23 protein-coding genes are annotated in these 25,307 nt (G+C 68.9%); 8 read left to right on the forward strand and 15 right to left on the reverse strand.

Annotation, left to right across the window (positions count from 1 at the left end; translation table 11 throughout):
- Positions 1-2 precede the first annotated feature (2 nt).
- The 7 genes from FBY35_RS02810 to FBY35_RS02840 form a co-directional block, all read right to left on the reverse strand.
- Positions 3-1,037 (reverse strand): NAD(P)-dependent oxidoreductase, encoded by a 1,035-nt coding sequence (locus FBY35_RS02810; RefSeq protein WP_142212248.1) that lies wholly within the window; start codon positions 1,035-1,037, stop codon positions 3-5.
- Complete coding sequence (locus tag FBY35_RS02815) at positions 1,034-2,233, reverse strand: DegT/DnrJ/EryC1/StrS aminotransferase family protein (protein WP_142212249.1); 1,200 nt, start codon at positions 2,231-2,233, stop codon at positions 1,034-1,036. The genes FBY35_RS02810 and FBY35_RS02815 overlap by 4 nt, the downstream gene beginning before the upstream one ends.
- Entirely contained in the window at positions 2,226-3,173 is a 948-nt protein-coding gene (locus tag FBY35_RS02820; protein WP_142212250.1) for a TIM barrel protein, read from the reverse strand. The genes FBY35_RS02815 and FBY35_RS02820 overlap by 8 nt, the downstream gene beginning before the upstream one ends.
- Positions 3,170-4,420, reverse strand: a complete 1,251-nt coding sequence (locus FBY35_RS02825) for a nucleotide sugar dehydrogenase (RefSeq protein WP_142212251.1) — start codon at positions 4,418-4,420, stop codon at positions 3,170-3,172. The genes FBY35_RS02820 and FBY35_RS02825 overlap by 4 nt, the downstream gene beginning before the upstream one ends.
- Positions 4,421-4,557: 137 nt before the next feature.
- Positions 4,558-5,496 (reverse strand): glycosyltransferase, encoded by a 939-nt coding sequence (locus tag FBY35_RS02830; protein WP_160159210.1) that lies wholly within the window; start codon positions 5,494-5,496, stop codon positions 4,558-4,560.
- Positions 5,497-5,546: 50 nt separating this feature from the next.
- Positions 5,547-6,482, reverse strand: coding sequence for a bifunctional 2-polyprenyl-6-hydroxyphenol methylase/3-demethylubiquinol 3-O-methyltransferase UbiG (locus FBY35_RS02835; protein ID WP_142212253.1), 936 nt, complete (start codon positions 6,480-6,482; stop codon positions 5,547-5,549).
- Positions 6,475-7,347 carry a fatty acid desaturase gene (locus FBY35_RS02840; RefSeq protein WP_160159211.1) on the reverse strand — a complete coding sequence of 291 codons (873 nt, stop codon included), beginning with the start codon at positions 7,345-7,347 and terminating at the stop codon, positions 6,475-6,477. The genes FBY35_RS02835 and FBY35_RS02840 overlap by 8 nt, the downstream gene beginning before the upstream one ends.
- 649 nt (positions 7,348-7,996) lie before the next feature.
- Between FBY35_RS02840 and FBY35_RS02845 the strand changes: the two genes are divergently transcribed.
- Positions 7,997-8,500, forward strand: a complete 504-nt coding sequence (locus FBY35_RS02845; RefSeq protein ID WP_260848483.1) for a GNAT family N-acetyltransferase — start codon at positions 7,997-7,999, stop codon at positions 8,498-8,500.
- Positions 8,501-8,614: 114 nt separating this feature from the next.
- Here FBY35_RS02845 and FBY35_RS02850 read toward each other — a convergent pair whose 3' ends face one another.
- The gene (locus tag FBY35_RS02850; protein ID WP_260848484.1) at positions 8,615-9,307 is read right to left on the reverse strand and encodes a hypothetical protein; all 693 of its coding nucleotides are present in this window, start codon (positions 9,305-9,307) and stop codon (positions 8,615-8,617) included.
- 678 nt (positions 9,308-9,985) lie between these two features.
- Complete coding sequence (locus tag FBY35_RS02855; RefSeq protein WP_142212257.1) at positions 9,986-11,077, reverse strand: selina-4(15),7(11)-diene synthase; 1,092 nt, start codon at positions 11,075-11,077, stop codon at positions 9,986-9,988.
- Positions 11,078-11,654: 577 nt separating this feature from the next.
- On the opposite strand from FBY35_RS02855, the gene FBY35_RS02860 reads away from it, so the two are divergent.
- Positions 11,655-12,182, forward strand: coding sequence for a hypothetical protein (locus tag FBY35_RS02860; protein ID WP_142212258.1), 528 nt, complete (start codon positions 11,655-11,657; stop codon positions 12,180-12,182).
- A 107-nt stretch (positions 12,183-12,289) separates the two neighbouring features.
- Here FBY35_RS02860 and FBY35_RS02865 read toward each other — a convergent pair whose 3' ends face one another.
- Positions 12,290-13,099, reverse strand: a complete 810-nt coding sequence (locus tag FBY35_RS02865; protein WP_142212259.1) for a trypsin-like serine protease — start codon at positions 13,097-13,099, stop codon at positions 12,290-12,292.
- A 330-nt stretch (positions 13,100-13,429) separates the two neighbouring features.
- On the opposite strand from FBY35_RS02865, the gene FBY35_RS02870 reads away from it, so the two are divergent.
- Both FBY35_RS02870 and FBY35_RS02875 read left to right on the forward strand, forming a co-directional pair.
- Positions 13,430-13,807: a hypothetical protein gene (locus FBY35_RS02870; RefSeq protein ID WP_142212260.1), complete on the forward strand. Its 378-nt coding sequence runs from the start codon at positions 13,430-13,432 to the stop codon at positions 13,805-13,807.
- Positions 13,808-13,920: 113 nt separating this feature from the next.
- Positions 13,921-15,132, forward strand: a complete 1,212-nt coding sequence (locus FBY35_RS02875; protein WP_222123098.1) for an aminotransferase class V-fold PLP-dependent enzyme — start codon at positions 13,921-13,923, stop codon at positions 15,130-15,132.
- Between the two features lie 193 nt (positions 15,133-15,325).
- Here FBY35_RS02875 and FBY35_RS02880 read toward each other — a convergent pair whose 3' ends face one another.
- On the reverse strand, positions 15,326-16,090 hold the full coding sequence (locus tag FBY35_RS02880) for a LysR substrate-binding domain-containing protein (RefSeq protein WP_142212261.1): 765 nt from the start codon (positions 16,088-16,090) through the stop codon (positions 15,326-15,328).
- 58 nt (positions 16,091-16,148) lie between these two features.
- On the opposite strand from FBY35_RS02880, the gene FBY35_RS02885 reads away from it, so the two are divergent.
- Positions 16,149-16,553, forward strand: a complete 405-nt coding sequence (locus tag FBY35_RS02885) for a DUF5997 family protein (protein ID WP_142212262.1) — start codon at positions 16,149-16,151, stop codon at positions 16,551-16,553.
- A 246-nt stretch (positions 16,554-16,799) separates the two neighbouring features.
- On the opposite strand, the gene FBY35_RS02890 is transcribed toward FBY35_RS02885, so the two are convergent.
- Both FBY35_RS02890 and FBY35_RS02895 read right to left on the reverse strand, forming a co-directional pair.
- Positions 16,800-17,738, reverse strand: coding sequence for a hypothetical protein (locus FBY35_RS02890; protein ID WP_399208213.1), 939 nt, complete (start codon positions 17,736-17,738; stop codon positions 16,800-16,802).
- 76 nt (positions 17,739-17,814) lie between these two features.
- Positions 17,815-18,333: a hypothetical protein gene (locus FBY35_RS02895; RefSeq protein WP_142212263.1), complete on the reverse strand. Its 519-nt coding sequence runs from the start codon at positions 18,331-18,333 to the stop codon at positions 17,815-17,817.
- Between the two features lie 456 nt (positions 18,334-18,789).
- Between FBY35_RS02895 and FBY35_RS02900 the strand changes: the two genes are divergently transcribed.
- The 3 genes from FBY35_RS02900 to FBY35_RS02910 all read left to right on the forward strand — a co-directional run bounded on the left by FBY35_RS02900 (position 18,790) and on the right by FBY35_RS02910 (position 24,710).
- Positions 18,790-20,208, forward strand: a complete 1,419-nt coding sequence (locus FBY35_RS02900; protein ID WP_142212264.1) for an APC family permease — start codon at positions 18,790-18,792, stop codon at positions 20,206-20,208.
- 126 nt (positions 20,209-20,334) lie between these two features.
- Positions 20,335-24,168, forward strand: coding sequence for a helix-turn-helix domain-containing protein (locus tag FBY35_RS02905; RefSeq protein WP_399208335.1), 3,834 nt, complete (start codon positions 20,335-20,337; stop codon positions 24,166-24,168).
- A gap of 83 nt (positions 24,169-24,251) precedes the next feature.
- Entirely contained in the window at positions 24,252-24,710 is a 459-nt protein-coding gene (locus tag FBY35_RS02910) for a DUF5709 domain-containing protein (RefSeq protein ID WP_142212266.1), read from the forward strand.
- Between the two features lie 56 nt (positions 24,711-24,766).
- Here FBY35_RS02910 and FBY35_RS02915 read toward each other — a convergent pair whose 3' ends face one another.
- Both FBY35_RS02915 and rpmG read right to left on the reverse strand, forming a co-directional pair.
- Positions 24,767-25,024: a type B 50S ribosomal protein L31 gene (locus tag FBY35_RS02915; RefSeq protein ID WP_142212267.1), complete on the reverse strand. Its 258-nt coding sequence runs from the start codon at positions 25,022-25,024 to the stop codon at positions 24,767-24,769.
- Positions 25,025-25,077: 53 nt separating this feature from the next.
- A complete protein-coding gene (gene rpmG / locus FBY35_RS02920) occupies positions 25,078-25,242 on the reverse strand; it encodes a 50S ribosomal protein L33 (protein WP_142212268.1) in 165 nt (54 codons plus the stop codon).
- Positions 25,243-25,307: the final 65 nt, after the last annotated feature.

A 25,307-nucleotide genomic window follows, 5' to 3' on the forward strand; every position in this document is an offset into this window, starting at 1 on the left:
GGCTACCGGACACCCGCCCCGTCGGCGGTCCACTGCGGCCAGTCAGTGCGCTCCAGACGCAACGGCAGTTGCCCCGAGCCGCCGCGGACCCACTCGATCGTCTCCCTCAGTCCCGCCTCGAAGTCGCGCACCGGCTCGTAGCCCAGCAGCTTGCGGGCCTTGGTCAGGTCGGGCCTGCGCGACTGGATGTCGGGGCCGGTGTGCGGGATCTGCTGGATCCGGGCGTCGGTGCCGCTCAAGTCCCCCGTCAGCCTGGCCAGTTCGGCCACCGTCAGGTCGTTGGTGTCGTCACCGATGTTGAAGGCCTCACCGATGGCCTCCGGCGCGTGCAGGCAGCGGATCAGGCCGGCGGCGAAGTCCTCCGCGTGGCACCAGGCCCGCGACTGCGATCCGTCGCCGTGTACGGTGATCGGCTGCCCGGCCACCGCCTGCGCGGCCAGGATTCCGACCGCGTACGCGCCGGTCCGCAGCGGGCCGTAGACATTGAACGGCCGCACGATCGCGAACGGCAGCTTGTCCTCGGTGCCATAGGCCGCGGTCATCGACTCCGCCGTGACCTTGCTGACCGCGTAGCCCCAGCGCGGGTCGCCGGTCCGCACCGACAGCCACTCGCTCTCCTCTGCGTCCTTGGCGTCGCTGCCGTACACCTCGCTGGTGCTCAGCAGCAGGAAGCGGCGCAGCCCCGGCATGCGCGCGGCGTAGTCCAGGGCGACCGCGGTGCCGTCGATGTTGACGCGCAGGGTTTCACGGGGCGCGTTGCGCACCTTGTTCACCCCGAGCAGTGCCGCGGCGTGTACGACGTAGTCGACCTCGCCGAACTGATCGAGCGACCCTCGCTCGGTTATGTCGGCCCTGCCGGTCTCCACCGCGGGGTCGTCCAGCAGCCCGGACAGCCAGATCGGTGTGCCGCCGGGCTCCCGGTTGTCGACCAGGACCACTCGGTGGCCCGACCGGACCAGACCGGCTGCGACCCAGGTCGCCAGGAAGCCGAATCCGCCGGTGATCAGAGTGCGCGGACCAGTGTGCTGTTCGCTCATGATCTTCCCATTGCTCGAGTGGATCGGTGCACGATCTCGGTGACGACGCCGATGACGCGGTCGCAGTCGCCGTCCGTCATCCCGCGCCACAGCGGCAGCGAGACCAGTCCCGGAAAGACGGCGTCGACGGCGGTGAACGACGTCCTCAGCAGGGGCGCGATGCCGGCGAAGGCGGGCAGCCGGTGCAGCGGGGTGTAGTGCACCTGGCAGCGGATCCCCCAGCAGAAGAAGGTGCCCAGCAGGTCCTTCTTCGACATGCCGAGGCCCTCGACGTCGAACACGACGGGGAACAAGTGGTGTGCGGATCCGGCGCGTTGCCGCTCTGGTACGGCTCGTACGAACGGCAGCCCGTGCAGCGCGTCCTGGTAGCGCGCCACCAGCCGGGCACGCTCCAGCCGGGACTCCTCGACCCTGCCGGCCTGCACCGCCCCGACGGCGGCATTGAACTCCGACAGGCGCAGGTTCATGCCGGGCACCGTGATCGAGTACGGCCACGGTCCGTGGTCGTCGGTGTGTGCGTCGACGGCCGACATGTTGTGGTTGCGTACCAGGCGCAGCTCGTGCAGCAGGTGCGGGTCGGCCGTGCTCACCGCGCCGCCCTCGCCCGCGGCGATCGGCTTGGTCGGGTGGAAGCTGAAGTACGCGGCGACCGAGGTCGGCCACGACCCGACCGGCAGCACGCCGTCGTAGGAGCCGCCGACCGCGTGGCAGGCGTCCTCGACCAGGTCCGCGCCGTAGCGCTCGCACTGCGCCGACAGCGCGGCCATGTCGGCGCAGTGGCCGGCGTAGTGCACCGGCAGCACGACGATCCTGGCGTAGTCGCCGTGTACGCGCTCCAGCAGGTCACCGAGGCTCGCCGGGCAGAGGGTGAGGTCGTCGGCGCTCACATCGCACAGCGCGACGTCCCAGCCGAGCAGCCGGGCAGACGCCGGGCCCGCGGCGAAGTTCAGTGTCGGCGACACCAGCAGTTTCGGCCCGGACACCGAGCGCCCCAGCGTGTGCAGGAGTGCGAAGATCGCACTGGTTCCGCTGGCCATGGTGACCGTGGGCGCGCCGGTGATCCGCTTCAGCTCCTCCTCGAACCGCACCACCTGGCTGCCGTTGGTCCAGAACCCGGACTCCAGGGCCGCCATCAGGGCGACGGCTTCCTCGGCGTCCCAGTGGGGCCGGGCGTACGGAAGATCGGGCTCAGACATCGCCCCTCCTCGTACAGTCGACCCGCGCGGCCAGTTCGGGGACCGAGGCCAGCCATTCGTAGGTCGCCCAGCAGTTCTTCCGGTCCTCGTAGTCGTCTTCCTGCACCTCGAAGACGACTCCGACCTCGCCGCCCCCGGCCGCTGCCGCGTCGAGTGCGGCGGCGAGCATGCCGGCGAGCAGGTCTTGCGCGATGTCGCCGTGCTGCGGCGGTACGCCTTCGAGGCACTGGTCCGGCCAGGTCGGCATGGCGTGCCCGGAGAACGAAGCGAAGTGCAGGTGCTTGACCGGCAGTGACGGCAGCTCGAACGGCCCCACCGGCTCGGCGCGTTGTTCCAGCCGCGCCACCGCGGTCAGCGTCGAGTACGACACGGCCCAGTGGCAGACGTCCCAAGTGACCCCGACGCGCTGCGAGCCGAGCTCGGCGAGCGGGGCGAAGTCCGCCGGCCGCACGAAGACGGAGTCGAAGTCGATGCCCTGCGCGCCGATGACGGGCATGTTCTCCATGCCGATCCAGATCGGCGAGTCGCCCAGGTACGCGTCGAGCTCGGCGACCCTCTCCACCACCCGCGCCCGCGCCCCCGGCAGGTCGAACGTGGCCCAGTCGGCCAGCGACACGAACTGGTTCGCGTGCAGCACGACACCCAGCGCACCGACCTCTGCGGCAAGGTCGCAGAAGCGGCGCAGCCGGCCGAAGACGCCCTTGTCGGCGACCCAGTCCGCGTTCTCGGTCGGGAAGTGCAGGGTCAGCCGCCGCGCGCCGACATCGAACGCGTGGCGCAGGTTCTGGCTCAGCACCTGCCACTGGTCCTCGTCGGCGATGTCGCCGCCGTCGAAGACGTAGGCCTCGAGACCGCCGAGCTCGCGGGCCCAGCGCGTCTCGATCTGGCTGCGGCGCAGCCCGTCGAACGTCAGCCGCAGGGTCGCCGGTGCGCGGCTCACAGCTGCTCGACCTCCGCCGCGTTGAGCATGCCCCGGCAGTCGAAGATCAGGTTCGACGAGGCGAGCACCGTCTCGTAGTCGATCTCCTCATGGTCGGTCACCAGCACCACGGCGTCGGCGTGGCGGCACTCGTCCGCGGTCAACTCGACGGCCTTGAACGTGTCGGAGTCCATGTCGATGCCGAGCCACGGGTCGGTGACCTTGACGGTGGTGCCCATGCTGACCAGTTCGGCGCCGATCGCGAAGGCGGGAGAGTTGCGCGAGTCCGCCACCCCGGACTTGAACGCGACACCGAGGATGAGCACGGTCGCGCCCTGCAGGCTCTTGCCCTGCCGCCGCAGCGACGCGGCCAGCCGCTGCATCACATGGCGCGGCATCGACTCGTTGATCTCGGCAGCCGCGTTGAGCAGATGGCTCTTGTGTCCCGCCGAGCCCAGCGCGTGGTTGAGGTAGTGCACATTGTTGGGCAGGCAGTGCCCGCCGACGCCGGGCCCGTGGTGGAACGGCATGAACCCGAACGGCTTGGTCGACGCGGCGGAGATCACCTCGCGCAGGCTGATGTTCATCGCAGACGTCGCCTTGCTCAGCTCGTTGACGAAGGCGATGTTCAGATAACGGAAGGTGTTCTCAAGGAGCTTGGTGAACTCGGCCACCTCACAGCTGGAGACCGGAACGACCTCCTTGAAGACCGTTCCGTAGAAGGTGCGGATCGCTTCGAGGGCCTGGTCGTCGAGGCCGGAGACCAGCTTGGGCACATCACACAGCACCGCGTCACGGCCGGGGTCCACCCGGTCGGGGCTGTAGGCGAAGAACACGTCGACGCCCGACTTCAGACCGGAGAGCCGCTCGAAGAGCGGCGCGACGTGCTGACGTATCGCGCCGGGGTAGACCGTCGACTCGACCACGATCAGCGCACCCGGCCTGGCGACCGAGGCGACCTGCGCCAACGCCCGGTCGACGTAGGTGAGATCGGGCCGCTTGTCGTCGGTCAGCGGAGTGGGCGTGGAGATCAGATAGACATCGACCTCCGGCACCTCGGCCAGGTTCGCCATCGGCACATAGCGCTCGTTCTCGGTCTCCCTGCGCAGTTCCTCGTCGGTGACGTCGACGATGTACGACCGGCACGCCCGCAGTGATTCGAACCGGACCGGATCGATCTCGACCGCGTACAAGGTGTGGCCGGAGGACGCTATGGCGATGGAAAGCGGCAAACCCACGTATCCCTGCCCGATAGCCGCGACTCGCACGTTCCCCTCCTTTCGTCGTAATCCGTTGTGGCAGCATTCGGCTCAGGACGTGCCGAAGGCACTGTCCGACCTGGACGGGCTGGTGTTCAGACCTGCGTAGGCAGGCGGGTGTTCAGGCCTGCACGGGCAGGCCGTGTTCAGACCTGCTCCGCGACTGCGGCTTCGCCTTCGAAGATCGGCAGGTCTGTGGTTGCGACCTGCAGCGAGCGCCTGTTGAACAGTTCCGCGGCGGCGACGGATCCGAGCGAGGCCACCGCCGCTGCCGTGGCAGCCACCCGGAACCACCGCGAGCGGGACCGGACACCCGCAAGCGCGGCGAGCGCCCCGCCCGTCACGCCGAACCGGGTCAGCACTCCGGTGAGCGCAAGCGACCCCACCGCCTCCTCGACATGGCCCTTCAGGCCCAGTCGGGAATCGTCGCGGTAGCTCTTGGGCTTGACGTAGGTGACCGTGTCCATGTCGAGCCCCAGCGCGGCCATGATCGCGCCGACGTTGCCCTTGGTGAACGTCAGATGACCCAGTCTGCGGGCGACGTCCTGGCGCATGACGAAGAACGAGCTGGCGCCGTGCGGGATCGGATGCCTGCCGAACCTGGTCTCCAGGAAGTAGAAGACCGCCTGTCCCACCAGCAGCCGCGTCGGGTCGTCGCGTTTGCGGGTGGATGTCACACCGAACACCGCGGCGATCTCGGGTCCCGCCTGCTCCAGCGCGGCGACCAGCTGTGCCACCACCTCGGGTGGGGTCTGCATGTCGGCGTCGAGTACACACACCATCGCGCCGCGCGCGGCGATCATGCCGGCCTTGCTCGACGCGGGCTGACCGCAGTTGGGGCGCAGTTGCACCCAGCGGAACTCCGGCGTCGTGGCACGCAGTTCGGCGAGGATGCGCGGGGTCGCGTCCGTGCTGCCGTCATCGACCGCGAGCACCTCGAAGGAGCGGCCCCAGTTCTTGCCTACCTTCACCGCCCGCTCCACGGCCTCGCGGGCGATGTCCGCCTCGTTGTACATGGGGATGACGAAGCTGAGGTCCACGCTGTCGGCCGCGTCGGTCAGGTGCTCGTCGAGTTTCCGGCTCATGTCTTCCCTACGGTCCCTATGGTCATGGTCATTTCTGACGGCCTCAGTCATCAGCGGGCTCGTTTGAAACTGATCATCATCTGCGCGGTCGGGGCGAACCTGGCGCGCAGGAAGTCGACGCCGGCGAAGAACGCGGTGAGCGGCTCGTACACCCAGTTCATATAGGCGGGCTTCTGGGGGGTGACCTTGATCCAGCCACGGTCGCTGAGCCACGCCATCACACTGATCGCCCACTGGGGGGCGCCCTGGGTGTAGTAGCTGTCGGACTTGGCGAGCCCCACCTGGGAGCCGAGTTTGTCGAGCCCGGGCTCCGTGAACAGCACGAAGTGCCGTGGGCAGTGCAGTCCGCCCCAGTTACGGTGCCGGAAGATACGGGCGTCGACGGTGGCGGTGTTGGGGGTCTTCATCAGCAGCACACCGTTCTCCGACAGGAGGCCGGCCATCCCGGCCATGACCTTCCGCGGGTCGGGCACGTGCTCGATGATGCTCATCATCAGGATGAGATCGAACGGCTCGTCAGAGGCGAACTCCTCGATGGGCATGCAGTGGTAGACATGGCCGGCCGCCTCGGCCAGCGGCGCGGCCGCGGCCTGGAGGTCGACCTCGTGGGTCTCCACCACCCGCTGATCCACCTTGCGCACGGTGCTGAGCAGCCAGCCGGAACCCCCGCCGACGTCGAGCACCCGCAGCTTTTCGCCGGGAATTCCCTTGAGTACCTTCGCGAGCATTCGACCGTCGAGGCGTTCCTTGATGCGCTCCGTGAAAGTGGTCGACTCCCCGATCCCGCCATAGGAATAGTAATTGGTGGGGTAGATCTCGTCGAGACGGTCCGCCGGCGGCGAGTCCAGGTAAACGGCGGTGCAGGACGGGCATAGCGCGTAGTGGTATTCCTCGTCGCTGGTGAAGTATTCCTTGTCGTACGCCTTGGCGAACAACTCGACCGCGGTTTCCCCGCAAATTGGGCAAGCCATCAACGTCTTAGCCACGACGGGCCTCCAATATCAGCGTCCTGACGGCCGCGCCGTATCCGGTGCGGCTGGCCTCCATATCCGCGGCAAGCGGGGTACGGGAAAAGAACTGCTCCATCTCCGCGAAACGTGTGTAGGAGATGGCCGGGTCCCAGTGGTGCAGCAGGTGCTGGTTAAAACCGGCCGAGCCGAAGGTGCGTGACACCAGGCCCGTCCCGAACAGCCGGTTCACCGGCCCGTGCAGCTCGACGGAGAAGTCGACGTCACACGGGGCTTCGAGGTGCCGGTGCTCGACGATCGTCCGCACCGTCGCCAGCAGCGGGAACACGGCCCCGACGGCCACGACCCAGGTCAGCGCGCCGAGTTGAAAGCCTGCGAGGAGGAGCCCGGCCACGATCGCCGCGTGGACGGCGAAGGAGCGCAGCGAGGCCAGCAGTCCGCTGGACGTACGGCTGGACTTCCTGCGGGTCTCACCGATCCGCTGCTTGCGCAGCAACACCTCCAGCACATGGATGCCGGTGACCGCCTTGAGCATGTTCAGCACGGAAAGGCACAGGTGATAGGTGGTTTCCGTGTCGTCGTGATCGCCGAGGTGCGCATGGTGGGCCATATGCGTATGGCGGTAGTTGACCGTGGTGGAGCCGTAGAGGAGCCACACGAACCAGTCGCCCAGCCGGTCGTTGGTCTTACGGCGCGGTGCCAGGTTGGAGTGCGCCGCCTCGTGACCGAACAGGAACAGCGAGTGGAGCCAGAACCCGGTCCAGCAGGCCGCCGGCACGACGAGCGCGCCCGCCGCCCATCCGGGCCACACCTGCGACGCGAGGGCGGCGGCGAGGACGCCGACGGCCAGGAACAGATAGCAAAGACCGATATCGCGCCACACAATCCCGAAGCGGGGCCTTAAGGTCTTACGGAAGTCGACCCACCGCACGCCGTCATCGGAAACAATCGACGGTAAGTGCGGAGACCCCGGATTCCCTCTGCCCCGGGTCTCGCCCTTTGCTGACTCCATGACCTTTCCCCGTTTTTATGGTAGGCCCGTCCGGCGGATCGTCAAAAAAACGACCCGCTCGCGCGCCAACAATGACTGATGGAGATCTCTACCCCGCCGAAATCGCCCGGGACCCTTTTACATCAGGGCACCACAGTAGCGATGAGAAAACGAAAAGCCCCCCTGCACATCCCCCGGCCCCCCGCTTTGGGCCCCGTTTAGGTCTGGCAACAGTGAAGCACACGCACAACCCACCGGCACAGAGCTGCCTGGAATTTTTTGAGCACTGTCTAAGAGGTCTCCGCACGGGCCCGTCGATTCCGGTTCCGCTTCCCGCAGCGGCGAGCCCGGCGGAGCAGGGCACGAACCGCACCACGTCCCAATGGGACTCCTCCGAGCTTCGCCCTCCGAACGTGTCACTCCGCTGACGCGGGGTCCCCCGGCTGACAGAACGCTGACGTCCGCTTTCCAAGTCCTCGGGGAAACCCACGCATTGGATACCCTGCCTTTCACCAACACATGGACTGGACGAAGGAGAGCCGTGATCCGGTTGGCCAGAGCGGCGGACCTGCCGAATCTGCAAGACATCGAGCGCGCTGCCGGAAAGGTCTTCGCCGACATCGACATGGTCGCGGTCGCGGAGGACGAGCCGCCGTCGCTGCAGGTTCTCGGTGAGTATCAGGAACACGGCCGGGCCTGGGTGTGGGCGGACGACAACGACTTCCCGGTCGCGTACCTGATCGCGGACCTGGTGGACGGCAACGGGCATGTCGAGCAGGTGTCCGTACACCCCGACCACGCCGGCAAGAGGATCGGCAAGTCCCTTATCGACCATGCCGCGGGGTGGGCGAGGGCACAGGGAGCGCCGGCACTGACGCTGACCACGTTCACCGAGGTGGTCTGGAACGGGCCGTACTACGAGAAGCTCGGCTTCCGGCTGCTCCCCGAGGCGGAGTTGACTCCCGGACTCCGTGAGATCCGGGCGGCGGAGGCCGCACACGGACTGGACAGGTGGCCGCGGGCCTGCATGCGCAAAGAGATCTGATACGCACAAAGAGATCTGACGGGGCGCCCGCGTCGTACGGGGCCGGGCTGTCGGCGAAGCCCGGCTTTCGGGAGCCAGTGACCCTTTCCCGAATCCGACGGACGATGTGCGCGGTCAGCCGGTGCGTACCGCCGTGATGGTGAAGCGCTCGACCTCGGCGACGTGCCCGCCGGTGGACGCGACAACCGTGAGTACCCGGTCGCGGGCGCCGGAGAAGGACACCGACTGTTTCCAGGGCTGGTTGTTGCCGCCCGCCGACGTGCAGCACGAGGTGCCCAGCGGCGCCGCGGACGACAGTTGGCGCACCTGCACCCGGATGCCCTCGTCCACGCCGGTGATCCGTCCGCCGGTCACCACCGGGGAGCGTACGAGCGACCCGTATCCGGGCGTGGTGAGGGAGAGCGTCGTGTCGTCGGTGCCCACGACCTCCCACGGGGCGCTCGGGCCCGTTCCGAACCGCACGAGGTGGACAATCGCCGCGGTGCCGCCCTCGGCTCCGCTCCCCGCGACGCCGATGCGGGCGTGCGCCCCGCGGACGTTGCGCGAGGAGACTCGGTCGATCTCACGGAAGCCCAGGTAGCCCCGGGTGAAGGACAGGGCGGTTTGCTCCGGGTCCAGATGCCAGGGCTGATGTCCGCCCGAGTGATACTCGCGTTCCCATGCCTGGGCCTGGGCGAGCGTGGCGAACGGCCACAACGGCTGGAGTCGTCCGGGGCCGATCGCCGGCGCAGTGGCGCCCGGTGCGGGCGTCGTGGGCGCTTGCGTGCCCGACGGTGTGGTCGCCGACGGGGCCGAGGAGGCGGACACGGTGGGCGACTGGGCCGGCGAGGACGCCGCGGGTGTGGTGGACGGAGATCCCGATGCGTTCGGGGACCCGCCGCTACTGCAGGAGGTGAGCATCAGGCCGGTCACGGCCGTTGCGGCGAGGAGTCGGATTGGGAGCCGGATGTTCATGAATGCCCCAGGTACGTGTGCCGACCGCCTGTACGGTCCGTGCGCCTATGGTGCCACCACTTCGGCCCATGTCACAGAGTCCCGCGCTCCTCCGCGGTGGGGGACATCCGTTCCAGCGTTAAGGCCCTGCCGCGCCCCGCGTCCCGGCGGGGGCATCTGAGCGTCGAAGTCACCGGAGCGAAGCCGGAACACCTGAAGACGCATGGTGCAGTACTTCTCGGTTTCCCCGACCCACTCCATGCCGATCCGGCGAGCGGTCCGGGCAGCGCGGGTGTTGGCGGGCCGGACCACCGCGAGAACCTCGTCGGCTCCCGTGTCAAAGGCCCAGCGGGCCAGCGCAGCGTCCTGCCTCGGTGGCATATCCCCCAATTGTCCGATCATCTGTCCTCCTCCGCGCCCGCCCTCCCCTTGACCTCCATGCCGGCGGCTCAAGGGTAGGCACGGTCTCAGACCGCGCGGCGCGACGCGGAGCTGCACCCGCGGCGGAATGCGGTCCGGCCGGGCCGGCGGGCCGGACGCGGAAGAGTGCGATCAGGCCGGCTGCGTACGGTCCGCGAAGTGCGTGTACGTCCGGAGAATGTCCAGGTCCCACCACCAGGCGATGGCTGGGATGTCCACCGGATCGTCACTGGGATCCGTGGGGGTCTCGCGGAATACGGTGGGAAGGTTCGCCGGATCGCCGGGAGTGGTGTAGCGCACGGAACTCGTGCCCCAGTCCTGGGCGCCCCGTATGAACGTGCCCAGATTGTGGAGATACTGCCGCAGCTGCGGGCTCGCCGCCGGAAGCAGACGTTCCTGCACGCGCATGAACAGACGCATCACCCGGTCCCGTTGGGAGATCGCGAGATCGAGGGCCTGGCCGGGGGTGAGCCCGTACTGGTGCTCCAGCACCCGGATCACGTTCAGGTAGTAGCCGGGGCTCCGGCTCTCCTTGCTGTGGGAAAAGATGTCGTTGTCCCACGTGATGATGAACGAGGCCATCTCGGCCGCCGCGCGCACGGATTTCTGGTCCCTCTCCTGCGGCTGGAGTTCGTAGCGGTGGCCAATCTCCAGCAACGGCAGCACGACAGTCGTCGCGCCGTCCGCGAGGCGCATCAGGGTGTAGTCGTTCAGGTCGGGTACGGAGTCCGCGCGGCGATGCTCCGCCTCCCACACAACCGTGGAGAAGTATTCGCGCAGCGCGTTGACCCAGAGAGCCGCCTGACCCACGGTGCCGTGCTCGGAGATTCTGCGCCGGAGGTCACGCAGCCCGCCGGCGATCGGGTCGTCCAGCAGCATGGGCACTTCCGGGTTCTGCGCGACACGCAGCAGCCGCTGGAGTGCGGCCATCAACTCGCCGGGCCGACGGCCCAGTTCGCCTTCCTCGCAGTACCCGTCGTCCACACCGAACAGCCACAGTACGAAGTCCGACAGGATGCCGACCACGGCCTCGCGTCCGTCGGGCAGGACCCGCGCGGCGAAGGTTCCGATGTCGTGCTGGACGAGCCGGCTGCGCAGCTCGTCGGATCCGATACCGATGGCCTGGGCCCAGGCGGTGGTCTGGGCGTCGATGGCCGGATGGCTCGGGTGTATGGCCGGCGGTATCGGAGAGTAGATCGGCGGAACTGTCAGCTCCGGTCCCACGTGATCACCTCTCTGAGAAACGGTCAGCTCCGCGGCGCGAATCACGCCACGCGCTTGATCAACGACGCCGCATAGTACCCAGCTGTCACTTCCGTTCCAATAGGGCCATCGCGCCACAGAGCTTGCCGCCCTGGAGCCCGCACCTGGGAAAACGTCGATAGGGCAGGCGGCCGTCAGGGGCTCCAACCGACCACATGCGTAACCCCGCTTCGGAAAGATCCCCAGGTGACGCGGGCGAGCCGTCGCCTGGCTTGATCACAACACGCCGACGGCTCTGCGAGGCTTGTGGCGGCGGCAGTTGAACAGTCGGAGCGCGAGCCGGAGTCCGAGAGACATCAATCACGGTTGGCTGCCCGGCAGCGCAGGTTTCAGGACGGATGGCATATCCCAAGGCGGAATTGAAGGCGAGGCCGGGAGCCGGTCATCGGCGTGCCGGCTTGGAGGCGCCGACGTGGCGCCCGGCCCGTACGCCATCCACCGCGACCCGACAGCCGACGTGGCTGAAACAGCGACCGCCGTAGCCAATGCCAGGCTGTCGGCGTCATCGGCGGCACCATGCCGGGGAACACTCACCGGCATGACTGACTCCGCCCTGTGGATCTCGTCGTTGACCGCCGGCACCGCTGTGCTTGCCAGTTGGGTCACCAGCCGCGGGACATCCCGTGCCGCGCAGATCCAGGCCGACGCGGCCGAGAAGACTCAGCGCACCGTTCGAGTGAGTGAGGCACGGCGGTCCGCCTACGTGAGCCTCATTGAACAGGCCCACAGAATGGCCGAGTTGTACTGGAAGGTTTCGGACATCTTTGGATCGGGTGGAACACGCACTGAGCAGCTGCCCGCGCTCAAGGAAGTCCGGGCGAACCTCCGGGAGGAGTACAGCAAACTCCGCCATTTCATATGGGTGATCAACCTGGAAGGGCCCGACGATGTCGCCGATGCGGCGGAGAATGTCAGACTCTCAACCCGGCCTCCCTACCAGGCACTTGCGGCGTCGATCGAGGGTGACTCGAATGCTCCCGCCGCCTTTGATCAGTGTTACGACCCCTTTTGGCAGTCTGTCCTGACGTTTGTCTCCACGGCCCGAGCTGCGGTGCACGACCTGTAGGTGCCGTGGGCGGCCGTGCCTGCTCTCGTCATCCGGTCCCCCGGAGCGAGCCGCGTCCCAGCGCCGGGCCACTGGCCTCACGGCGCCGGGACGCGGTGATCAACTGCTCAGCCGCCCAGCCCGTCGGCGGCCTTCTTGATGTCCGCCGCGAAGGTGCTCACCTCGGTGTAGACACCGGGCTTGCCCGGGCGCGCGCAGCCCTCGCCCCAGCTGACGATGCCGACCTGGATCCAGGCGCCCGCTTCGTCCTTGCGGAACATCGGACCACCGGAGTCACCCTGGCAGGTGTCGACGCCGCCGGTGTCCAGCTTCCCGGCGCAGAGCTCATCGCCGGGGGTCAACTGGTCGCCGTACGCCTTCTGGCAGGTGGCGTCGTCGATGGACGGAACCTTGGCCTTGAGCAGGTAGCGCTGCTGGTCGCCGCCTTCCTTGTCGGCGCCCCAGCCGGCGATGTCGAAGTCGCCGTTGTTGAGCTTGTCGTCGCCGGCGATCGCCAGGGTCGGCAGGTCGATCGGCTTCTCGAGCTTGATCAGGGCCCAGTCCTTGCCCTTGCCGTTGTAGCCGGGCGCCTGGAGGACCTCGGTGGACTTGACGCTGATCGCAGTGGAGTCCTGCAGGTCGACGACGCCCGCCGTCGCGGTGATGCCGGTGTTCGGGCCGCTGCCTTCGACGCAGTGGGCGGCGGTGAGCACGATGTCCTTGGCGTACAGCGCGCCGCCACAGCCCATGGACAGGCGGACCATGAACGGGAATTCACCCTGCTCGGCCTTGGTCCCGCCGACGACCTTCGTGCCTACGTCACCGCGTGGGGTCGGTGCGGAGGCGGCGTTGGCCGCGCCGGGCTGGAGGCTGAAGGCGGCGAGGGCGACGGCACCGATCGCGGTGGCCGTCCTCAGGTAATTCAGGTGGCTCTTCAACGGACTTCCTCTCGTGGGGGGTACGCCGCAAAGGCGAACTCACACCGCCCCCGGGGACCGGAAGTCACCATCGAATGACATGCGTTGAAAAGGGCAGCACGTCATAAGGCGTCCGAACCCAGTGGGGGATGAGTCCGCAATGCGCCCTGCGATTATGTGGAACCACCGACGGAGTGACAAGGGTACGCAATCGCTCAACTCTCCTTACCTATTGGGCTTGTTGGGCCGCATACCGGCCCATCCCGGCCGGTAATGGCGGCGACTGTTACACCAGTGCAACGAGATCTCCGGAGAGTTGTGCGGTTGGCGCGATCCGCGAGGAAATCAGCGGTGCGAGTGCGCCACATGGTCGCCGCGTACCGGCCGGACGAGGCCGAGGGAGGCCTCACCGACGCACTCGCCGTTCTGGCGCGGAAATCGCCTCAGCGCGGCCTCTGCGCGGGCTGCCCGAGTCGGCCGTCGCCGATCCGCACGATGGCGATGGTGGAGCTCGGCGAGGCGAAGGGCGCGGATGAGTTGTACGGGTCCCTGCTGCCCTGCCGCGACGCGCCGCCGCCGTCATCCGGCTTCACCGTGGCCCTCCGACCGGTCGCGTACACGCTCGGCGAACTCGCCGGACTCCTCGGCCGCGACGAGGCCGCCGCCCACTGCGCCCACGCGGCCACCATCGCCGAACGGTGGAACAGCCCATTGGGGCTCAGGGGGTGACGCCGCGCGAGCTGGCGCCGGCGCGACGACAGACTCCGCCGGCGTCTGGGGATGTTGTCCGGCTCCCACGCGGTGTGCAGAGGCAGAATGCGAGGACCAACGAGGTGGAGCCGATGATGCGGATCGATGTCGAGCAGGTACGTCAGGACACAGCAGGCTGTGCGCGTGTCACCCACCTCAACAACGCCGGGGCCGCGCTGCAGCCGCGGCCCGTGGTCGACGCGGTGGTGGAACACCTGCGGCTGGAGGAAGAGATCGGGGGCTACGAGGCCGCGGCCGCCCGGGCCGACCGCATCGAGCACACCTATGACGCGCTGGCCCGCCTGGTGGGTGCCGCCCGCGAGGACATCGCGGTGGTGGAGAACGCCACCCGCGCGTGGGACATGGCCTTCTACTCGCTTCCCTGGGCCCGGGGCGACCGGATCCTGACGGCCCGCGCCGAGTACGCCAGTAACGCCATCGCCTTCCTGCAGACCGCCCGTCGCCATGGTGTCCAGGTCGATGTCGTGCCCGACGACGACAGCGGACAGCTCGATGTCGGCGCCTTGCGGGGGATGATCGACGAGCGGGTCAAGCTGATTGCCGTCACCCATGTCCCCACCCAGGGCGGCCTGGTGAACCCGGCGGCCGAGATCGGCAGGGCAGCCCGGGAAGCCGGGGTGACGTACCTGCTGGACGCCTGCCAGTCCGTGGGGCAGATGCCCCTGGACGTGAACGAGATCGGCTGCGACCTTCTCACCGCGACCGGCCGCAAATTCCTGCGCGGCCCACGCGGCACCGGCTTCCTCTACTGCTCGCCACGTGTCCGGGCGCGCCTGGAGCCGCCTTTCCTGGACCTGCACGCCGCAACCTGGACCTCGCCGGACACCTACCGCGTCCGGGACGACGCCCGCCGGTTCGAGAACTGGGAAACGTACTACGCCGGCAAGATCGGCCTCGGCGTCGCCGTCGACTACGCACTCGACCTGGGCCTGGACGCCATCGAGGACCGAGTCACCCTCCTCGCCGAGAATCTGCGCCGAGGTCTCCGCTCCCTTCCGGGGGTGGCTGTCCACGACCGGGGATCACGCCAGTGCGGCATCGTGACCTTCACTGTCGACGGTCACGACAGCGATCACATCGCCCGCGAGCTCCTGGCGAAACGGATCAACGTCTCGGTCTCGGTGGCGGACTACGCACGCTGGGACCTCGAACCACGGGGCCTGACCTCCGTGGTCCGGGCCTCGGTGCACTACTACAACACGGACGACGAAATCGACCGCCTCTGCGCCGCGCTCCCCCGCGCCACGGCCTCTCCGGGCAGCGGCACGGGCGCCACTGGCTGATCTTCGGCTCCACATTTTCCGTCTGCGGCCGCTCGCAGCTTCAGGGGAAGACCGGCCGGGCTTCGGCCACGTGGGCGATCTCCGGCGTTCCCGTCCGGCGACCGCGCCGCCGGCGGACTGGGTGCTGCGGGCGATGGCGCGGTGATTCGGAGCCGGCCGCGCACAAGCCCCGGCCGTACTGCGCCGAGCCGGTTTACGAGCGACGGCGGGGCTTGCCGCGCTTGCCGCCTTTGGAGCCGCCGGAACCGCTCCGAGGGCTCTTGCCGGCCGTCTTGCCGGCTGCGGACTTCTGCCGTGGGCCGCCGCCCGTGTCGGGGCGCTTGCGCTTCGGCTGTGCCGGGGTCGGAGTGCGGCCCCGTGAGCTGTTGACGGTCCGCCCGCGGACGATCCCGATGAAGTCCTCCACCAGGTCGGTGGTTGCGTCCTCGGGCCAGGACAGCGCGACACGCGACTCGGGGGCGTCCGTGACCGGCCGGTACGTGAGGTCCTTGCGGTGGTGCAGGCGGGCGAGCGACTGGGGCACGACAAGCACGCCCACTCCGGCCGCCACCACTTCGACGGCGTCAGCGGTGGTGGCGGGGCGCTCGTTCGCGGGCCGCCCCGGCAGGCGCTCCCAGGCGAGGGTGTCGTCGAGGGGATGCAGCACGATGTCGTCGGCCAGATCCTCGGCGGACACCGCGTCGACCGCCGCGACGACGTGGTCCTTCGGGACCACGACCACCGTCGTCTCGGTGTAGAGCGGGATCGCGCTGAGGTCCGTACGGTCGACCGGCAACCGTACGAACCCCGCGTCGGCGCCTCCGCCCCGCAGTACGTCGAATGCTTCGGCGGCGGACACCGCGACGAGGGTCAGGGGGATGTCGGGCAGCCGCTCGTTCCAGATCCGCACCCACTTGGTGGGCGTCACTCCCGGGACATACGCGAGCCGGAACGAAGGGGATACTTCCGAGCCTGTCACCCTGCAAGGTTATCGGTCGTGGTCAGAGGTGGTGCACACGCTCGATACTCTTGACACCATGACGTCGCACCAGACCACCCAGACGATGAAGCCCGCCACTGCGGCAAAGAAGCTGGGTGTGTACCTCGAGGCCACCCCCGCCGAGTTCCAGGAGGGCGTCGTCTCGCGCGCCGAGCTGAGTGCGCTGCAGGCCGATCCGCCCACGTGGCTGCAGGAGCTGCGACGCAACGGCCCGCACCCCCGGCCCGTGGTCGCGGCGAAGCTGGGCATCTCCATCTCGGGTCTCGCACGGGGCGGAATCACCGAAGCTCTGACCACCGAACAGATCGACGCGCTGAAGGCGGAAAGTCCCGAGTGGCTGCACAAGGAGCGCGCCACCCAGGCCGAGGTCCGCAAGGAAGCCCTGCGCGTCAAGGAGAAGAACGCGGAGCGAGGCGACCAGTCCCGCCGGCCGCAGTCCTGATCGTCTGGAAGTACCGCACCCGGCCGCCGCCTGCGCAGTGACGTCGTAAGCCCTGCCGCGACAGGCGTGGCACACGTGCGCGTGCGCGCAAAGACCCCGCCGCCCGCTCGACGAGACCCCGTGGCTCCTGCTTGGACGCTGCTCGACGATGTTAAGAACCCTTGACGGATGTCAAGGGTTCCCTGGGCGACGTCCCTGAGGCGATCCGGCATCTGCACGACGGCCTTGTACGCGGCAAGGTCGTCATCACGGTCCAGGTCGGACAGGGGCCTCGTCGGCGGCCTCGGTCCGCGTCCGGAAGCGTCCGTGGCACAGCCCCAGGACGATCGCCGCGGCTATCGCGATCAGGTGCTCACGAGCCGCCAGATTGGGTTTGACGAGACACTCCAGCACCATCGAGCCTCCGGTGAAGGCAAACAGGACGGGCGCCCGCCGTACCACCGCGAGGTAGCTGAACAGACCCACCACAGCGGCAGACGGTCCCGTGTCGAGGACCTGCCCGATCTCGGGCGGCAGCCCAAGCCCCCACCAGCCCGGGCCGATGGCGATCATGACCCGGACGCTGAGCGTGCCCGCCAGAGTTGTGGCGTACGCGACCATCAGCGTCCGGGCACGGCCCAGCGACAGCTCGGCAAGGGCGAATGCCAGGAACAACTGCGTAATGCCTGCCCACACCGGCAGATCGAGCGCAGGGACGAACAAAGACACGGGGGTGCGCAACAGGGCGAGAGGGAGCGGCAGGTCGGCACGCACCTCGCCGAGCAGCCGCACCACCACCGCACCACTCGGTGTCACATGAATCGCGTGGAAGAAGATGACCGCGAACGTGGCCACAAACGCCAACGAGAGCCCGCCCAGCCGCCGGTGCACCAGCTCCCGCAGAGGAGCGACGACAATGCCACGCCACTCACCGACGATCGTGCTCCAGACGAAACGTGCGAACCAACTCAGCGCGGCGCGCACTCGCCCTGTGACTCCCCCACCCTCCGCCCGCGACCCGTCCTCGCCGACGGGCTCGCCTTCACCGGTTCGGTCGCCCTCGAGAACGTCATGACCAACACCGGCCACCTGGGACATCTGCCGATCAACCCCCTCACGCTCACGCCGACGGGCAATCGTGCCCATCAGCGCATCGGTGTGCCCACGCACCATCAGATCGTGCACCAGACCGAACAATGCCTGCACATGGGGGTCCTCAGCGAGACGGCTCAGCGGGAGTCCTGCAGACACCCCCCGGGCCGACAGATACGCCGACTAACCGTCAGGCGTCCTCGAAGTAGGCGTCCAGGACCGCGTCGAGGTCCGCCGTCCACTCCTTGAGGCAACTCCTGGCCGGGGCCTCGACCTCGGCGTCGAACCAGCGGCGGGTTGTCAGGTGAACCGTGACGGTGAACCGGCGGCCGAATCGCGCGGGCTTGACCTCGACGGCGCCGAGTTCGTCCCAGCGGAACTCGGCCTCCTGGTCGTCCAGCCGGAACCGGATGCCCTCGCGGTCCGCTTTGATCGAACCGCGCCGGTCCTCGACTTCGAAGACGGGGCCGCTCGCCCCCTCGTCCGCCTCACTGGCGGCGCCCTCCTCGTCAGGGACGGACGCATCGTCCGGGGCGGCCGCGTCGGCCGCAGGCTCCGCGGCCGGCTCCGTGACCGGCTCCTGCGCCTCTTCCGCCTCTACCGACTCGGCCGACTCGGCAGAGCGGGGTGCAGTGAGGCCCGGGATGTAAGCCGGGTCGGTCCCGGCGGCGTACTCGAGCGGGCTGTTTGGATCTACGCGCTGTTCCACGACGGGCAGTATGGTCGATGAACCTGTGCGCGACCACTCCGTGTCCGAGGTCGTCGGCGTTCGGCGCGTCCCAACGCAAAGGCTGCGAAGCCAGTTGGGCCTGTCGGCTTCGATTCCCGCAGGGCTCCCCTCACTGCCGATGACCGACGTGGCCCACACTCTCGCCTTGCATATCGAAGGCGATCACGCCTACACACCTTCGCTTCGAAGGTCATCGACCCGACGTAGGGCCGGGATCAACCACCGGCCGTCCGACCGCCGATTCGGCGATCATCTTCGGAAACCGCCGTAGAACATCTCCTGAGCAACGAATTCCGAAGGTGAACAGGGGTTGACGATCCGGATTCGACAGGATTCCATAACGCGCCGGGAGTGGATGAACCACAGCCAGGCCAGCCACGGAGGCGATAGCACTCCCGCCGTCACTCGTCACGCCCAGCCGATCGGAACCGCTCCATGACCGACACGCTCAGCCAGCCGCTCACAGCCGACCCAGCACCTGCGGGGGCAGGCTCCAGCGGCCAGGACGGGCCGCGCACCCTCAAGCGTTCCATCGGCGTCGTCGGCGGGACACTGCTGACCCTCTCGTGCGTCACACCCGCCTCCACCCTGTTCGTCGTCGTGCCCGACCTGTTCGGGAGCCTCGGCACGGCCACCGCTCTCACCATCGCGATCGGCTCGCTCCTCTGTATCGCTGTCGCGTTCTGTTACTCGGAGCTGGGCACCCTGATTCCCAGCGCGGGCGGCGAGTACGCCATCGTCACCACCCTGACCGGCCGCCTGGCCGGGTGGCTGGTCTTCGTCCTGTCGCTGCTGGTCGTGATGATCGTGCCGCCCGTGATCGCCATGGGCACAGCGGACTACCTCGCACCGCTGGTCCACGTACCGGCCGAGGCCGCCGGGGCCGGAGTCATGCTGCTGGCCACCCTCGCCGGTCTCCTCGACCTGCGCGCCAACGCCTGGATCACCGGAGTCTTCCTGGTCCTCGAAGTCATTGCCGCCGCCGTCGTGGCCGTCCTGGGCTTCGCTCACAGCGAGCGCGGCGCCGGCAGCCTCGTCCACGGCGTGGTCGCGGACGAGGGCGGCTCACCGGGCCCGGTCAACGCCATGCTGATCGTCTCGGGCCTGGCCATCGCCCTCTTCGTCACCCAGGGCTTCTCCACCGCCGTCTATCTCTCCGAGGAGATGGAGAATCCACGGCGCAATGTGGCGCGTACTGTCCTCGCCACCCTGGCCATCTCGACGGCCGTCATCCTCGTCCCGGTGGTCGCGATCACCATGGGCGCCCCCGACCTCGCGGCCCTCACCTCCGGCGACATCAGCACCATGGTCACCGCCTGGAGCAACTCGGCGGTCGGCACCTTCGTGAGCCTCTGCGTCGCGCTGGCGATCATCAACGCGGGCATCGTCATGGTCATTCAGAACTCCCGCGTGCTGTTCGCTTCCGCCCGCGACAAGGCCTGGCCCGAGCCGGTCAACACCGCCCTCTCGCGCCTGGGCCGGTTCGGCTCCCCGTGGGTCGCCACGCTCCTGGTCGGAATCCCCGGCGCGGCCCTGTGCTTCGTGAACCTCGACACTCTCTACGGCGTGACCGGCGTCTCCGTGACAGGCATGTACCTCCTCGTCGCCGTCGCCGCGCTCGCTGCCCGGCGCGCCTCGCACAAGAAGCTGCCCGCGTGGCGGATGCCGCTCTGGCCCGCCATGCCCCTCGTGCTGATCGCCGTACTCGTCTACATCCTGAGCCAGCAGGAAACGCAGTACCTGACGTGGACCGGCGGCATCATGGCGACGGCAACGGTGTACTGGGCGCTCTACCTCCGTCCGCGGCAGGACACCCGCTGGCTGGTCACACTGCCCAAGGACATGCGCCCCTGACCATCGGCCGAAAGTCGCCAAATCACCGTCCGACCCCGCTGTGGCCTGTGCACCAGCTGTAACGTGGCTTACGCACGAAATGCCAGGGGGTGCTCTTTGTGGGAGCAACGGGACGGACAGGAACCCATCGACCAGGGTGAGTTACCTGACGCCGCGGGGATGTCATTCCCCGCACAACTCCGGCGCCTGCGTGTCCGGCGAGGCCTGTCACTGGCCGATCTGGCCCGTCAGACGCACTACAGCAAAGGCTACTTGAGCAAGATCGAGACAGGTTCGAAGCCTGCGACCTTCGACGTCGCGCGCCGCTGTGACCAGGTGCTGCGAGCCGAAGGCGAGCTGCTGCGCCTGTTGCCCGAGGCCGGCTCACCGGGCTCTCGCAGGGGAACGGGGCCTGCGGCAGGGCCGGAGTCCGGTGGTGAGTGTCCGTACCAGGGCCTGTCGGCGTTCACATCGCACGATGCCGGACGGTTCTTCGGACGCGAGCGTGTCACCGCCGCCCTGGTCGACCGGGTCTTCGAACGGATCGGCGGCGGACCGCTGATGCTGGTCGCACCCTCCGGTGGGGGCAAGTCCTCGCTGCTCAACGCCGGCCTGGTGCCCGCCCTGCGCCGCAGGGGCGCCTTCCCGATGCCGGGTGCGGACGCGTGGCCCGTGGTGATGTTCACCCCCACGGCGCATCCGCTGGACGAACTCCTCGACTGCACGGGGAAGGTCCTCGGAACCTCGCTCGACATCACCGTCCAGGAGTTGCGCGACCGCCCGCATGCGCTGCTGGACGCCGTCAACACGATGCCGGCTCCGGCCCCGGCGGGCCCCGGGGACCGCGAACCTCCTCCCAGCCGACTGGTGCTGCTGGTCGATCAGTTCGAGGAGCTCTTCACCCTGTGCTCCGACGAGGCCGAGCGACGCGCGTTCGTATCCGTGCTCTCGGCGGTGGCCACATCGGGGCCGGCCGCAGGCGAGCAGAGTCCGGCAGTTGTCGTGCTGGGTGTACGCGCCGACTTCTCCGGGCACTGCCTCGACGTTCCCGAACTGGCTTCCGTCTTCACGGACGCGCTGTTCGTGCTACCTCCGATGTCCATGGAGGAACTGCGGGAGTCGATCACCCGTCCGGCGGAGCCGGCCGGTCTGACGCTCGAACCGGGTCTGGTCCAACTCCTGCTCCGTGACGCGGGGTTACGCGACGAGCCGGGCAGGATGCCCCACCACACGCCGCCCGGCGCACTTCCCCTGCTGTCCCACACGCTGAGGGCCACCTGGCAGCAGCGCGACGGCTCCACGCTGACGGTCGCCGGATACGAGCGAACTGGAGGCATCCAGGGCGCGATCGCGCGGACCGCCGAGGATGTCTTCGCGGGCTTGTACCCCGCCGAGCAGAAGACGATCCGCCGCATCCTGGTACGGCTGGTCCATGTCGCCGACGGCGCCGGGCCGACTCGGCGCCGGATGAGCCGTACCGCCCTGATGGAACAACTGGCAAACACGGACGGATCCGCCGCCGCGCTCGACGCCTTCGTACGGGCCCGGCTCATCACCCTCGACCGGGACACCGTGGAGATCACCCACGAGGCCCTTCTGCACGCCTGGCCGCGACTGCACGGGTGGATCAGTGCCGACCGGGCGGGGCTTCTGATCCATCAGCAACTGGCCCGCGACGCGGGAGAATGGGAGCGCGAGGAGCGCGACCCCTCCCACCTCTACCGCGGGAGCCGGCTCGCCGCAGTCCGCGCCTGGGCCGACGACCTCGACGGCCGGGCCCGGCTCACCCCCCTGGAGGGGCAGTTCCTTCAGGCCAGTCAGGCGGAGCAACGGAGCACGGAAGAGCGCGCCAGGCACCAGGTCCGGCAGCAGCGCAGGCTCATGGCCACCCTCGCCGTTCTGCTGGGACTGGCCGTCACCGCCGGAGCCGTCGCCTATCACCAGCGCTCCGGCGCACTCGCCCAGGGACGCGTCGCCCGTTCACAGGCCCTTGCCGCACAGTCCACCTCCCTGGCAGCGGGCCAGCCGGAGGCTTCGCTGCTGCTCGCCGAGCGGGCGTATCGCACCTCGGCGACGACGGAGGCACGAGGAGCCCTGCTCAGTACGCAGGCGCAGTACTTCTCGGCCCGGCTCACCGGGCACAGCGGTCCGGTCAACGCCGTGGTCTTCGCGCCGGACAACAGGACGCTGGCGACGGCCAGTTCCGACGGCACGGTCAAGATGTGGCGTGTGGCCGACCGCCGGCAGATCGCGTCGTTCTCCGCGCCCGGACGGGTTCGCGCGGTCGCCTTCAGCCCCGACGGACACACGCTCGCCGCGACGTCCACCGACGGCCCGGTACGACTGTGGGACACCACGAGCCGCCGTACGAAAGCCGTTCTTCCCGCCGCAACCAAAGCCACTCGGGCGCTGGCCTTCGAACCCCACGGGACCGCTCTCGCCACCGCCGGTCCCGACGGAAGGATCAGACTGTGGCGGGCCTCCGGGGCCCACAGCCTGATGGCGACCCTCGCGGGCCATGACGGAGACATCAACGCCCTGGCCTACGCCCCCGACGGCCTGACCCTGGCGTCGGCCGGCGCGGATCGCACCGTACGGCTGTGGGACGCGGTCCGCGCCCGCCCGACGGCCGTGCTGCGGGGTCATACCGACGAGGTTCTGGGAGTCGCGTTCGCTCCCGACGGGCGAGCCGTCGTCAGCGGCGGCGTCGACCGGACCCTGCGGCTGTGGGACCTGGCCGGCCGCCGGACGACCGCGACCCTGGCCGGGCACAGCGACGACATCAACGCCGTCGCCTACACCCCGGACGGCACCACGGTGATCAGCGCGGGCGGCGACGGCTCGACGCGTCTGTGGGACGTACGCAGCGGCCGCCTGACCAGCACCCTGTCCGGCCACACCGACTATGTGCAGGGGGTCGCCGTCGACTCCGGCGGCTCGGTGGTGGCCACGGCCGGGTTCGACGACTCCGTTGTGCTGTGGGACCTTCGCCGGTCGGTCCTTGCGGCGCGTCCGTTCACCGAGATCTGGAAGGCGGCCTACAGCCCTGACGGCGGGCGGCTGGCGACGGCGGACGCCGATCACACGGTTCGGTTGTGGGACGTGCCGGGGCGGCGTCTGCTCGCCACGTTCGCCGGACACAGTGGAACCGTGTTCTCGGTGGCCTTCAGCCCTGACGGGCGCATGCTGGCCTCCGCCGGATCCGACGGCACCGTCCGCCTGTGGGACCTGCCGCGGCGACGGCCGCTCGCCACACTCACGGGCCACACCGGAGCAGTGTTCTCGGTCGCTTTCGGCCCCGACGGGCGCACCCTGGCCTCCGCCGGATCCGATCGCACCGTCCGCCTGTGGGACCTGCCGCGGCGGCGACTGCTCGCCACACTCACCGGCCACACCGATTTCGCCAACGACGTCACCTTCAGCCCCGACGGCCGCACTCTGGCAAGCGCCGGGGACGACCTGACCGTGCGGCTGTGGGACGTTTCCCGGCGCCGCGCCCTGGCCTCGCTCAGCGGCCACACCGGCGCGGTGCGTGGTGTGGACTTCAGTCCGGACCGGCTGACCCTCGCGAGCAGCAGCAACGACGGCACCGTACGGCTGTGGGACACCCGGCGCCGCCGGACGGTGGCGATACTCACCGGCCACACCGGCTCCGTACGGGGGGTCGCCTTCTCCCCCGACGGCCGCACCCTGGCGAGCAGCGGCAATGACCGGACCGTGCGGTTGTGGGACGTTCCCGGGCGCCGCCTGGTGGCGGCTCTGGCCGGTCATACCAACGCGGTGTGGGGCGTGGCCTTCGCGCCCGACGGCCGGACGGTGGCCAGCAGCAGCAACGACGGCACCGTACGGCTCTGGAATCTGGACACCGCTGCCCGGCTGGCCGAGATCTGCAGGCTGAGCGCCACCATCAGCCGCGAGGACCGGGACAAACTCATGCCCGGCCTCTCCCTGACCCTCGGCTCCACCTGCGGCCGCACGTGATCGGCTCGCAGAAATGCCCGCCACGAGGAGACCGGCGCCGCAACCTGACGGAAACTGAAAACACAGGGCGGTGAGGAGGAGACATGAGCGAGAGCTCCATGGGCGACGAGGTCTACCAGCCGGACGGGTCCGAGGTACAGGACGACGCCGGGCTGCTGGACGCCGAGGACACGCTCGAGGATCCCGCGCTGCAGATCCTCTCCGACGGGTACTCCCCACCGGAGCGGCCCTGGGCCGTGGAGCGGGTGGGCACCACCGCCGAGGAGCAGCACCGCGGCGAGAGTCTGGACGACCGGCTGGCCGAGGAGACGCCCGACGTCGCCGTTCCCGTCGGGGACGGGCTGGGAGACACCTGGGACACGGACGGTGAGCTGATCGACGGCGAGGTCGGGGAGGAGCGCGCCGGCAGGCTCGTGGCTCCTGACGAGGGGGCTCACTCCGGCCTGGAGAAGGACATGATCGCTACCGACGTCGGCATCGACGGCGCGGCCTCGGCGGAGGAGGCGGCGATGCATCTGATCCCGGAGTCCGAGCAGTTCTGACCGCACATGACTGCGGCGGGCACCCGGCTGGGCACCCGCCGCTGGACGTGGGGTGGTCAGCCCCTGGAGGCTGCGGACGCGTATCGGCGCTCGAACCGTTCGATGCGGCCGGCGGTGTCCACGACCCGCGAGGTTCCCGTGTAGAACGGATGGCTCGCGGAGGAGATCTCCACGTCGATGACGGGATAGGTGTTGCCGTCCTCCCACTCCACTCGCTGGGCGGAGTCCGCGGTCGAGGTCGTCAGGAAAGCAGTGCCCGCCGCACGGTCACGGAAGACGACCGGCCGGGATATGGGGTGGATACGAGACTTCATGCGCGGATCCTTCGCTTGAGAGGATTTGGCCGGGTGCGGCGTGCGTGAGCCGGTCAGCGTTCCTCGCGGAACTCGACATGCCGGCCGAGGGCGGGGTCGTACTTGCGCAGGAGCAGGCGGTCGGGGTGGTTGCGCCGGTTCTTGCGGGTGACGTAGATGTGACCGGTTCCGGCAGTCGACCGGAGCGTAATGACCGGTCGGGTGTCACTTCGTGCCATGCGGTTCCTCCAGATGGCCATCGTTACCAGTAGCTTGCTAGTGGTGGTAACGCGTCGAGGCCCTG

The sequence above is a fragment of the Streptomyces sp. SLBN-118 genome, from assembly GCF_006715635.1.
GTDB lineage: Bacteria > Actinomycetota > Actinomycetes > Streptomycetales > Streptomycetaceae > Streptomyces.

Bases quoted from the DNA above. Each gene is read 5' to 3' on its own strand.
- FBY35_RS02830 (WP_160159210.1), bottom strand. From the start codon at position 5,496: ATGAGCCGGAAACTCGACGAGCACCTGACCGACGCGGCCGACAGCGTG.
- FBY35_RS02860 (WP_142212258.1), top strand. From the start codon at position 11,655: ATGACTGACTCCGCCCTGTGGATCTCGTCGTTGACCGCCGGCACCGCT.
- FBY35_RS02900 (WP_142212264.1), top strand. From the start codon at position 18,790: ATGACCGACACGCTCAGCCAGCCGCTCACAGCCGACCCAGCACCTGCG.
- rpmG (WP_142212268.1), bottom strand. From the start codon at position 25,242: ATGGCACGAAGTGACACCCGACCGGTCATTACGCTCCGGTCGACTGCC.
- FBY35_RS02915 (WP_142212267.1), bottom strand. From the start codon at position 25,024: ATGAAGTCTCGTATCCACCCCATATCCCGGCCGGTCGTCTTCCGTGAC.
- FBY35_RS02810 (WP_142212248.1), bottom strand. From the start codon at position 1,037: ATGAGCGAACAGCACACTGGTCCGCGCACTCTGATCACCGGCGGATTC.
- FBY35_RS02815 (WP_142212249.1), bottom strand. From the start codon at position 2,233: ATGTCTGAGCCCGATCTTCCGTACGCCCGGCCCCACTGGGACGCCGAG.
- FBY35_RS02885 (WP_142212262.1), top strand. From the start codon at position 16,149: ATGACGTCGCACCAGACCACCCAGACGATGAAGCCCGCCACTGCGGCA.
- FBY35_RS02910 (WP_142212266.1), top strand. From the start codon at position 24,252: ATGAGCGAGAGCTCCATGGGCGACGAGGTCTACCAGCCGGACGGGTCC.
- FBY35_RS02875 (WP_222123098.1), top strand. From the start codon at position 13,921: ATGATGCGGATCGATGTCGAGCAGGTACGTCAGGACACAGCAGGCTGT.